Here is an 11,958-nt window from a genome sequence, read left to right on the forward strand (position 1 = left end):
AGCCTTCGGCAGCTCCTACAGGGGCTTTGCGTACTTGCATAAAAAAACCGACCCTCTCCCCAAGGTCGCAGTTTTTCACGCGGTGTAATTATTTCTGCAATACGATTGCTCTGTGGCCATACCGTACTGCTGCACGTTAGCTATCTGGGGCATGCCTATGCCGACTTGTACCTATCAGTTCTGCTAGTACCCAACTTCGACATTGCATCAGATACTCACGCTCCAACCCCGGAAAGCACGGAGCACCCCCATGTCTTCCTCTCTACATCGACTGCTCTGCCACTATCGCTACGATCCACTGGACCGTTTGATCAATCAAGCTCAGGCGGATATTCCCGTGCGTCAACGCTACTACTGCAAGAACCGTCTCGTCTCCGAGATCCAGGAGGCTCTGAGTTTTACCATTTTTCAGTACGGTGAGCTGCTATTGGCTGAAAGGCAAAGTGAGAGCGATTCAGGCGAAACCGTGTTGCTTGCCACCAATCATCTGCGCTCCGTGTTGAACAGGCTCAAGGTCAACGATCAGCGCGATACTATTGCTTATGCGCCATATGGGCATCAGTCTGTCGAAAGTGGTTTATCAAGCCTTCTAGGTTTTAATGGCGAACGGCGGGATCCGGTGACAGGACATTATCTGCTGGGTAATGGCTATCGAGCATTCAATCCGGTAATTATGCGGTTCAATAGTCCGGATAGTTTGAGCCCGTTTGGAAAGGGGGGGCTGAATGCGTACGCATACTGCGCAGCAGATCCGATCAATCGATATGATCCCAGTGGACATGTCTCTCCGCTTGTTCAAGATATTGCGTTGAAATGGCTATACAAAACTCAGACCAGATCAATAGCGCGACCCGACAGTTTCACTGTGTGGAGAAATGCGCGTGCCCCGCAGCCTAAGCTGCTCTTGGATAATCCCGTATTTCAGGGGATATCCAAGTACCTTGGGCACGCGGATATGGATAATTTGACGTTGGTTTCAAAAAAAACCAGAGAGCTTGCTGGAGCTGCTTCAGATGGAAATTTGCGTGCTAGGATCACAGGTATGCGAAAAGAAAAAGTACCTATCAATCATTGGTTGAAGAGTGATTACCTACCGCAGAGTAGAAAAGAATTATATATTCCTAAGGCGTCAGGCATCGGTAGTGCATCGTTTAAAAAGTTGGGCCCAACAATCAATGATTCAAAGTCAATGGCTCAACATATCCAGGAAGTTAGACGGGACGCAGTAAGCGATCTCTCAACCCCAAGGAGAGAAGGGCGGAATTTTTATGGCCCTAAACTAGATGATGCTTTCTGGAGCAGGGCTGAAGATTTGCTTGCTGAACGCCTCCTGGAATCATTAAGGAAGTAGTCGACTACCAGCACAGGGCTTCTGCGCGGGCCTGATCGCACATGCGATCCGAAAGCCAAGCAGTTCGTTGTAGTTGTATCCAACCAACTGTGGGAGCTTGCTCGCGAAGGCAGTGGGACAACCAACAATGTTGTTTTGAATGCGTAAAAACCGCGACCCTCCCTCAAGAGCCGCGGTTTTTTTCACGCCCTACACTTACTTCTGCAACACAGTCGCACTGTTAGCCGTACCAAACTGCTGCACGTTCGCCATTTGGGTCATGCCACTCTGGTCGACACTCGCGATGTTGCCAGTCCCCCCCTGGGTCACATAGGCGACGTTCATGCTGTCGGCCTGCTTGATGGTGATCATGTTGTCTTCGCCATACAGCTGCGTGGTGAACGCCTGGTTGCCGGTGCCTTCCTGGTTGATGTCGGTGGTGTTGTGGGTGCCGGTGCTGCTGCCCTGGGCCAGGTTGTTGGTGCCGCGCTGGTCGGCGATGAGGATGTTGTCGGTGCCGTTCTGGTCGAAGTACAGCTCGTTGTAGGATTCGCTCTGGCTGACCGTGGTTTTGTTGCCGTAGCCGGTCTGGTTGGTGGTCATGATGTGGCCGGTGTCTTTCTGGGTGAAGTTGGCGACGTTGCCATTGCCGTTCTGGTTGACGGTGGCGCGTTGGTTGCTGCCGAACTGGCCGCCCATTTGCGTTGCCGGGCCTTTCCAGTTGCTGGCGTAGACCTTGTTGTCGTTGCCCGTGGAGGTGGCGTTGAGCACATGGTCGGTGCCGGTCTGGTAGGTGAAGTGGATGTTGCCGATGCCCTGTTGATTGAGCGTCACGGTCGAGCCCATGGACTCGAACTGGTCGGCATAGATCGCGTTGAGGTCGCCGACCTGAATCACCTGGGCAACGTTGTGGTCGCCGTAGCTCTGGTCGACGATGGTTTCGTTGGTCTGGCCGTTCTGGTCGATGGTGGTTTTGCTGGCGACCTGGGTGTCCTGCCAGACTTCGCTGCCGTTGCCGTCGCCATACTGGTTGATGGTCAGGTTGCCGCCATCGCCGTAGCGCTGGTCACCGTAGGCATAGTTGGTGCCGCCGGACTGGTTGATGTCGATCTGGCCGTTCATGTGGTTGATCTGTTCGGCGGTGGCGTAGTTGGCGGTGCCGTACTGGATGATCACTGCGTTGTTGGCAGTGCCCACCTGGATCTGTTCGATGTTGGCTTCGTTGCTGTCGCCATATTGGTAGGTTTTGCCGGAGGTATTTTCCTGGCTGTCCTGGTAGACGAACGAGAAGTTGCCGTTGCCTTCCTGTTGTTGCAGGACCTCGCCACCGCCGACCCCGATCGACTGGCTGGCATGGCTGACGTTGGTGTCACCGCTCTGGTTCTGGATGATGCTGCTGTTGTTTTCGAACAGTTGCTCAGCGTAGCCGGCGTTGTAATTGCCGGACTGGTTCTGCTCGATGGTGCTGGTGGCGTTGTCTTGCACCGCGGCCGCATCGTTGCCCGTACCGGACTGGTTCTGGGTGGCGGTGCTCATGGGTGCTGCAGTCTGCTTCACATCGGCGATGTTGGTGTCACCGAACTGGTTTTGGGTCGACACGCTGTCATTGGCCAATGCCTGAGCACTGACTATAACCAGGATGGCGGCGGTGAGGGGCGTCAATTTGAACATGATGAAACCTCCAAGTGGTGCAGTGCTTTAGCGATATTGAGTGACCGATACGCTCATTCCATTTCCTGCTTGGGTCACAGCGCTTTGCTGCCCCGTGCCGGCCTGGACAATGCTGGCGTCGTTGTTGTTGCCGTTCTGGGATATCTGCGCGCGGTTATGGCTGCCGGTTTGGGTAATGGATGCGGCGTTGCCGGAACCTTGCTGGTTGATCAATGCCATCAGGTCGCTGCCTTGCTGCAGGATGTAGGCTTCCTGATTGCTGCCCGACTGGACGATCTGGCCGAGCAGCGACTGGCCGTTCTGTTGCAACAGCGCGACGTTGGCCTGGCCGTTCTGGTCGATCAGGGCTTGCTGGCCCACCGGGGGTGGCAGCTCGCCGAGGTCGGCGCTGGGCGCCAGGTCGTCGTTTTCCATCAAGTCGTCGGCGCGCACGCCTGCGCTGCTGCAAAGCAGGAGCAGGCAGAGCAGGGCGGCGGTCGACGTTTTCATGGCATGTTCCTTTTGCTAGAGAACCTTTGCGCGAGAGACCTGCCCCATCGACTCGGCGAGTCGATGGGGCGCCGGGCTCAGTTCGAGATCACCTGCACCGTACGCACGGTGCCTTGGGACGAGGTGATCGTGGCGGTCGGGTTGGCCGATGGCACCACCGTGGTCAGGTTGTTCGCCGTGAACCTCCAGCGACCGGTCACCGGCACCGTGGTGGTGCCCAGGGTTTGCAGTCCGGTCGGGGTGGTGACCTGGATGGTGATGGTGTTGCCGGTGGTCACCGACGACGTGCCTGCAAAGTCCCAGGTGAAGCGGTTATTGGAGCGGGCCGAGACCGTCGCCGTGGTCACCGCGAAGGTTTCCGCTGCTGGCCGTGGCGAGACTTGCACCGTGACCGTGGCTGGCGCCGTCGACACCGCACCGAAAGCGTCCCGGACGAAGTACGTGAAGGTCGTGGTGAAGGCCGTGGTGACCGTGGCCGGTGGGTTGTAGGTCAGGACCGTGCCGTTGCTGGTGACGGTGCCGCGACCTGTCGGTGGTTGGCCGAAGCTGTTGATCGCCAGCGGTACGTTGCCTTCCGGATCGGTGTCGTTGAGCAGCACGTTGATCGGTACCGACACACCCAGCGTCGCGATGCTGTCGGCAACGGCCACCGGAGGCTGGTTAGGCGCCACGGTGATGGTTACTGTTCCTGCAGTGGTGGAGGCCAGGCCTTTGGAGTCTTGGGCCTTGTAGGTGAAGGACGTGGTCAGCGGTACGTTGACCACGGCCGGTGGGGTGTAGACCACGGCGGTGGTGCCGTTAAGCGCCACGGTGCCCTGGCCGGTGGCCGGTTGGGTCAGCGCGGTGATGGTCAGCGGCGTGTTGCCGTCCGGATCGGTGTCGTTGGCCAGCGGGTTGAGGGTGATCGGCACGCCGAAGCTGGTGCTTCCGGTGTCGGCGTTGGAGATCGGCGCCTGGTTCTCGCCGGTGTCTGGCGCTGTTCCGACGACCACGACCGGCTCGGTATCGCTACCGCCAGAGGCCGATTTGATGGTCACGGTTGCCGGTGGCTGGGCCAGGTCGGCGACGGTCAGGCGTTGCAGGGTGCCGGACTTGGTCAACCGTCCGTAGCCCTGGGCGACCATGTCTGGTACCACCACTTCGTCAGACGAGGTGGCTTCGATCAGCAGGCTGTGATTGCTCCAGTTGTAGCGCGCGGTCTGGACTTTCACCACGTCGCTGACTTTGCTCGACGCTGCCGTTGGCCGGGTGGTACCACTCGGGTCGGTAGCGGTGAGCACCACCACTGGAGGCACGGTGGTGCCCGTCAGACGATGGCCGAAGAACAGACCGGTGTTGTCGCCGAGCATGCTGGTCAGGCACGGCGTCTGCGGTGGTCCGGGAACCAGGGCCACGGTTTCGCGGAAGCACAGGCTCGAGCCGTTGACCGACTTGCCGAAGACTTCTACCCGGGTACTGCTGGTGCCCGGGCCCGATGAGGTGCGGCGGTACGTGGCGCGGCTGATTTCCACAGGGGTTTGCGCCCGGTTGTCGAGGACCTTGCCGGAGACGGTAAAGAGGTTGGTCTGGATGGTCCCGGCCGGACCCTGGACACGTACGAAGTTGTTATTGAACGGGCTGCCGGTGACCGCTTCGGTGAGGTTCGGGTCGCCAACGTAGGTCTCGATGGCGCCGGTGTCCGGGTTCACTTCGGTGTACGGCCCGTTGACGCTGCGCAGGAATGGCCCGACTTGCCCGTTCAGGGCACCCGAGAAGTTGCCTGGTGCACCGATGCCGATGTCGCGGGTGATGTTGATCGCCCGACGGCCCGGCGTGGTGACGTTGACCGTTTCCGTGCCGTACGGGTGGGTGATGATGTAGGTCCCGGCGACAGGCACGTTCACCCGCAGACGAATCCGCGCGAAGCTTGCCTGATCGCCGTCGACAGGGTTTTCCGCCGCAAACGCCGCTTCGATCCCGGCCACGTAGGCATCCACGCCATAGCCGCCGACATCGTTGATGCTGGTCTCGGCAAGGAACCAGAACGCTTCCGGTGGCCAGTTATCCGGGAACACCATCGGCAGGGTATCGTCGAAGACCCCTGGCTCAGGGTTCAGGATGCACATGTAGGCAGGCGCGCCAGGCGCACCCGGTGCCCGCGTGCTGGTCGCCCGCGACTGGCACAGTTCCAGCGACAGCAGGTTGTTGTCCTGATACCACATGGGGAATTTCCCCGTGGCAAAGGTGTAGGGGCCGGGGTCGACGGCAGCGAGTTGCGCGAACGCACTGCCGGACAGCGAGAGAGTCAGCCCGAGCGCGTTGAGCGCGAAGCGTGGCCACTTGTTCATGATGCCTCCTGATGCGGATCTGGGCATGAGAGCGTTCATTGCACGATGACCACTTCTTCGGTGTCAGTGCCGCCATTGGATGACGTCACCGTGACCTTGGCCGGTGGAATCGGCGTGATGCCGGTCGACAGGATTTTCTCGGCGCCATCACCGCTCAGGGCGCCGATGGCGGCACCGGTACTGGAAGTGGCGGTGAGTACGGGCGGTGAGGTTTCATCGCTGGTCGAGGCCACGATGGTCAGCTGACCGCCGTTGAGGCTGTACTCGGCACGGGAAATCACCACCAGGTCGGTCAGTTCCATGGGCACCGTGGTCGGCGTGCTGGTGGGGATGGCCAGATGGTTGTCGGCGGTCACCTGCAAGGTGCTCGGCAACGTCGGGTTGGTGGCGGATTGGGCATACCAATGGCCGGTGGTGTCGGCCTCGGTCAGGTTCAGCACCGGGCTGTTGCTGTCCAGTGTCACGGTGGCCGGCGGTGGCGGGGCCATCACAAACACGTCCTGCTGGGCTACCGGGGCGCTTTCGCCGGCCTTGCGCGAGTAAGTGCTGCGTTCGGCAATGATCGGGGTGGGCCGGACGACCGTCGACAACTTGCCGGAAATGGCCATCACTGTCGTGCGCAGGTCCAGTCCGTTAGGCCCTTCGATGCGGATGTAGTTGGTGTTGAACGGGCTGCCGGTGAAGGCTTCCGACAGGTTCGGGTCGCCAACGAATTGGTCGGCCAGGCCTGTGACCGGGTTGATCTCGGTGTACGGGCCATTGACGCTGCGCAGGAACGGGCCGATGTCACTCTTGAGCGCGCCGTCGTAGGTTTTCGGCGAGCCGATGCCGATGTCCCGGGTCATGTTGATCGCGCGGCGTCCACCGGCGGGAACGTCGAATATGTCGACGCCGTAGGGGTGGGTGATGGTGTAGACGCCGGCGGTGGGCACGTCGACCCGGATACGGATACGGCCAAAACTGACCTGGTCGCCTTCGATCGGATCTTCAGCGGCGAAGGCGGCTTCCACGGCACTGACATAGGTCAGGTCGATGCCCCGGGCCGCATCGACGATGGCGCCGTCGCCGGTGAACCAGAACGTTTCATCGGGAAAGTTGCCCGGGAAGACGATGGGCTGCGTGTCGTCGAAAATACCGGGAGCCGGATTCAAAACGCACATGTAGGCGGGTGCACCGGGTGCGCCGGCAACCCTGGAACTGACAGCTTTTGACAAACACAGGTCGAGGGTTCGACCATGGCTGTCCTGATACCAGGAAGCGAAGCCGCCGGTGGCCGGCAGGTAGGGGCCAGGATCTACAGCAAACAGCGCAGCTTGGGCGGCGCCTTGAGCCAGAGCACTCACGATCAGGGCGATCGCGGTTTTGGACAGTAAAGGGTGCATGAGTATTCCCTCTATCAGAGTACCTGCCCCTTGGGATATGGGTCAGTTGAGAGGTCTTCGGCAACTCCCATGCCAACTGCCGAAAATGTCGGTGCGGGCCCCGTTGCACGGGCGTTTGCGACGCGCTCGAAGGTCGAACGGCAAATTACGGTGCGGGCGTCTTTCCCCAGCATTGGGGGTAGATGGGGGCAGAGGGGGTGATGGGGGAGGTGTGGGGGAAGTGGTGAAGGAATGGCCCCAATATCGGGCAAACGGCTGGCAGTGCGCTATAAACCTATAGGGGTTTCGCGGGAACACTATCCATGACCATGCTTGCAAAGACACTGGCGTCCGACCAGGGCGAAATTCGCTTGAGCTCGCGCAAACAGCCGTTCAATCTGCTGCGCTGGTTTTCGCTGATCAGCATGGCGGTGATCGGCACCGTGGCGGTGGCGTTGGGCTCGGTGTCGACCAAGTTCGTGGTTACCGAAAGCGTGCAGCGCGATGCCCTGTTGACGTCGCAATTCATCCAGGCGATCGCCTCGGCCGAGGTGCGCCATGTGTCGATTCCCCATGTGCGGACCATGGGCGAGTTGCTCGACCCGCGCAAGGACCGGGACTTTCCCGACGTCGACCCGCTGGCCCGCGCCAATGCCCGGGGCGAATTCCTCGACCACATCGAACATTTGCCGGATGTGATCCTGGCCAACATCTATGCCCCCGACCGCATGATCATCTGGTCGACCAACCCGGCCCTGATGGGCACCACGATTCACGCCGACGAAGACCTGGACCAGGCCTTCGCCTTGAAGATGCCCGTGTCGGCCAGTTATCACGATGTCGACAAGGCCCGCATGGAGCAGAAGTTCGTCACGCCGCCGGAATACATTTTCATCGAAAACTACATTCCGCTGTTCGATGCCGAAGGCAAGAACGTCACGGCCATGGTCGAGATCTACAAGGAACCCAAGGACCTGATCAGCCGGATGGAACGCGGCCTGGTGCTGATATGGATGGCCACGGCCCTGGGCGGCGGCCTGATTTACCTGGGGCTGTACTGGATCGTGCGGCGGGCGGCGATCCTGCTGGCGGCGCAACAGAAGCAACTGATCACCAACGAAACCTTCGTGGCCCTGGGCGAGATGTCGTCGGCCGTTGCCCACAGCCTGCGCAACCCCCTGGCCACCATTCGTTCAAGCGCCGAGCTGGCACTGGAGTTCGACAGTGGCCCGGCGCACAAGAACATCAACGACATCATCGGCCAGGTCGATCGCATGTCGAAGTGGGTACGGGAACTGCTGCAATCCTTGCGCCCGCTCAATGACGACGGCGAACCGGTCAACCTGGTGGCGGCGCTGCACGACAGCCTCATGGCTTTCGAGCAGCAGATCGTCAAGGGCCGGGTCAATGTGCTGTTCGAACCCATAGGCACGCCGATGGTGCTGAGCCAGCAGGTGCAGCTGACGCAGATCCTCAACAGTTTGCTGGCCAATGCGCTGGAGGCCATGGACGAAGGCGGTACCCTGACCATCACGATGACGCCCATCGATGCCCAACGTGTTCGCGTGGTGGTCAGCGATACCGGCAAAGGCATGAGCGAGGAGCAGCGCAGCATGGCGTTCCGGCCGTTTTTCACCACCAAGCAAGGCGGGCTCGGTGTCGGCCTGGTGCTGGTCAAGCGCATCATGGAGCGCTTTGGCGGGGCGGTGGCCCTGGAAAGCCGCGAGGGCGAGGGGACGCGCGTCAGCCTGACGTTCAGGCGCGTTCCCTGAAAATGGGTGTGAACTTTCCCCGGTAGCGGGTGCCATTCCCCAGTCGATTTTTTCGGTCATGGCACATTGATGTTGATAAGCCATTGTTTTGTCGGGTGTTAATACCTTTGTATAAAACGGTTACAAATTTGGCCGACTCCTTGCAAAACCCCCATCACCCCCTTCACATATTCGAGGCGGCTGGTGATGGACACAAAAGCGCGGTACCCCTTCAACAAATGGTTTGGTCTGTTGACGCCATTGAGCGTCGCCTTGACGATGACACTCAGCACAGGGACCTTGCGCGCCAGCCCCATAGACGATGAGCGACAGCCGGAACCGACTGATCCCTCTGCCTATTACGATGAACCTGCAGACCGGGCAGGGGCACTGAACGCCATCCTGACCATGCCCGAGGCCAACCAGGACTCCTTCGACTTGCCCGACGGGGTCAAGGGTTCACGCGATACCGAACGGTTGGAAAACGTCCTGCCGCCTGCCGCGCAAACCAGTTTCAACTACCCCACCAATGGCAAGCCGAGCCCGCTGTACGGCGCCCAGCCGTTCACCCAGCAACTGCTGCTGTTCGAAGAGTTCGGCCCGGAAAAACTCGACCCCACCACCCCGGCGGCACCCTTGCCGTTTCCCCCGGCGGCCATTGGCCCGTTACCGGCGCAAGACCCCAGCAGCGCGGCCCGCAGCGCACCACCGGGACCGGCACTCGATGCCTTCCTGCGCCAACCGGGGCTGACCCCGTTCCCCAGCCAGTACTCCAACGAGGTGGATCGCAACCCTTGGCAGGCGCAGATCGAGTACTTCCTCAACCGTCATATCGGCTCAGCGGCCGAAGGCCGTCCGCCAGGAAAGGGCTGGTCGCATCAGCGCTGGAACGAGTTCTACCCGCAAAACGCCTACAAAACCGTGCAGACCGGGGCGCGGATCAACGGTGGCTTGCGTGACGCCCGCCAGATGCACGGCTATGCCTTGGGCGAGTTCGGTCCTGGCGGCCTGTATCACAACGTCGCCGGCGTGCCGGCCACGGACGGCACGTCCAAAGGCGTCGATCCACGCTTTCACCCCAATATGCCGGTGCAGAACCACAACTCGGTCTGGACGTTCGACGGCACACTGCCGCCCAAACTGCTGATGGTCCGCTACGGCCAACCGCTGCTGATGCGCCACTACAACGGCTTGCCGATCGATCCGTCGGCCAACATGGGCTTTGGCCTGCACACCATCAGCACCCACGAACACAACGGCCACGCGCCAGCGGAAAGCGACGGTTATGCCAACGCGTTTTTCTTCCCCGGGCAGTACTACGACTATCGCTGGCCGGTCCAACTGGCCGGCTACGACAGCATCAATACCGACGCCCATGATCCGCGCGCGGCGTTCCCGTGCTCGCCAGGCGAAACCCTGTGGACCAATGACATGAGCCCGGGTCGCAAGACCTGCGAGAACGGCACGATCAAGATCCGGGGCGACTGGCGCGAAACCATGAGCACCCACTGGTTCCACGACCACATGCTCGATTTCACCGCGCAGAACGTCTACAAGGGCAACGCGGCGATGATGAACTACTACAGCGCCCTGGACCGTGGCAACGAGTCGGTGAACGATGGCGTCAACCTGCGTTTTCCCAGCGGCAGCGCCTTGCCTTGGGGCAACCGCGACTATGACGTCAACCTGGTGTTCGCCGACAAGGCCTGGGACGCCAATGGCCAGCTGTGGTTCAACCCCTTCAACACCGACGGCTTCCTCGGTGACCAGGTACTGGTCAACTGGCAGTGGAAACCGACCCTGGATGTGCGCGCTCGCAGCTATCGCTTCCGCATGCTCAATGGCTCGGTATCGCGCTACTTCAAACTGGCGTTGGTGCGAGAAATCAAAGGCACCAGCGGTGAGTTCCAGGGGCCCAAGGGTTCGGGTGTGTCCTATGCCCGCGTACCGTTCCACATGATTGCCAACGACGGCAACATCATGGAACACAGCGTGCCGTTCGACGGCACCATGGACCTCGACGCCGACGGCGATAAACAGAACCACAACGCCATCCTGCCGACCCAGGGCATTGCCGAGCGTTTCGACATCATCGTCAACTTCGCGAAAAACGGCATCAAGCCGGGGGACAAACTGTTCTTCGTCAACCTGCTGGTGCATGACGATGGCAAGGGGCCGAAAGAGCCGGTGTCGCTGGCGGACGCGCTCTCGGAAAATTACAAGGCAGTGATCAAGCAAACCAGCAAGGGACCGATGTGGGACAAGGGTGACCCGGCAGTGGGCAAGGTGTTGCAACTCAACGTCAAACCCTACACCGGTCAGGACCTGGCCATGGACCCTGCCGCCTATGAACCGGCCAAACCGGGCAAGGCTGAAGGCCTGGTGATGATCCCGCTGAAAATTCATCGCGACAACGCGGCCGACAAGGCGCTGCTGGCCAAGGCGCGCCACCGCACCTTCACCTTCGGCCGCTCCGACGGCACCGATGAAGCACCCTGGACCGTCAAGACCGATGGCGGCTTCGGTTTCCACATGGACCCTCGGCGCCTGAACGCCTCGACCCAGTTGGCCAGCGGTCCTACCGATGCCGGTACCAACGGTTTCGGCACCCTGGAGGTGTGGAACATCAAGGCCGGCGGTACGGGCTGGAGCCATCCGGTTCACGTGCACTTCGAGGAGGGGATCATCCTCAGCCGCGGCGGCAAGGCCCCACCGGAATGGGAAAAATGGGCTCGCAAGGACGTGTACCGCATCGGTTCGGAAAAGGATGGCCTGGACAGCGTTGAAATGGCGATCAACTTCCGTGAATTCGCCGGGACCTACATGGAGCATTGTCACAACACCCAGCATGAGGACAACTCGATGCTGCTGCGTTGGGACATCGAGAAGCCCGGGCAATTCCAGTTGATGCCAACGCCGCTGCCAAGCTGGGACGGTGTGCGCTACGTGAACTCTGCCGCGCTGCCAACCTTCCGCACTGGCGACGGCCTGGGTCCACAAGTAACAGTCAAACAATGAACCGCGAGGGT

Annotated in this window: 7 protein-coding genes; 3 read left to right on the top strand and 4 right to left on the bottom strand. The window is 60.5% G+C overall.

Annotation, left to right across the window (positions count from 1 at the left end; translation table 11 throughout):
• Positions 1 to 250: 250 nt before the first annotated feature.
• Entirely contained in the window at positions 251 to 1,351 is a 1,101-nt protein-coding gene (locus HFK74_RS26975) for an RHS repeat-associated core domain-containing protein (protein ID WP_180206150.1), read from the top strand.
• Between the two features lie 195 nt (positions 1,352 to 1,546).
• On the opposite strand, the gene HFK74_RS26980 is transcribed toward HFK74_RS26975, so the two are convergent.
• The 4 genes from HFK74_RS26980 to HFK74_RS26995 form a co-directional block, all read right to left on the bottom strand.
• Complete coding sequence (locus HFK74_RS26980) at positions 1,547 to 3,001, bottom strand: curlin (protein ID WP_180206151.1); 1,455 nt, start codon at positions 2,999 to 3,001, stop codon at positions 1,547 to 1,549.
• Between the two features lie 27 nt (positions 3,002 to 3,028).
• Positions 3,029 to 3,490: a curlin gene (locus tag HFK74_RS26985; protein ID WP_180206152.1), complete on the bottom strand. Its 462-nt coding sequence runs from the start codon at positions 3,488 to 3,490 to the stop codon at positions 3,029 to 3,031.
• A 77-nt stretch (positions 3,491 to 3,567) separates the two neighbouring features.
• Positions 3,568 to 5,817, bottom strand: coding sequence for an Ig-like domain-containing protein (locus HFK74_RS26990; protein WP_180206153.1), 2,250 nt, complete (start codon positions 5,815 to 5,817; stop codon positions 3,568 to 3,570).
• 35 nt (positions 5,818 to 5,852) lie between these two features.
• Positions 5,853 to 7,199: a hypothetical protein gene (locus HFK74_RS26995; RefSeq protein ID WP_180206154.1), complete on the bottom strand. Its 1,347-nt coding sequence runs from the start codon at positions 7,197 to 7,199 to the stop codon at positions 5,853 to 5,855.
• A 302-nt stretch (positions 7,200 to 7,501) separates the two neighbouring features.
• On the opposite strand from HFK74_RS26995, the gene HFK74_RS27000 reads away from it, so the two are divergent.
• Complete coding sequence (locus HFK74_RS27000; protein ID WP_180206155.1) at positions 7,502 to 8,950, top strand: HAMP domain-containing sensor histidine kinase; 1,449 nt, start codon at positions 7,502 to 7,504, stop codon at positions 8,948 to 8,950.
• Between the two features lie 186 nt (positions 8,951 to 9,136).
• Complete coding sequence (locus HFK74_RS27005; protein WP_180206156.1) at positions 9,137 to 11,947, top strand: multicopper oxidase domain-containing protein; 2,811 nt, start codon at positions 9,137 to 9,139, stop codon at positions 11,945 to 11,947.
• Positions 11,948 to 11,958 lie beyond the last annotated feature (11 nt).

Source organism: Pseudomonas sp. SbOxS1 (assembly GCF_013416725.1).
Taxonomy (GTDB): Bacteria; Pseudomonadota; Gammaproteobacteria; order Pseudomonadales; family Pseudomonadaceae; genus Aquipseudomonas.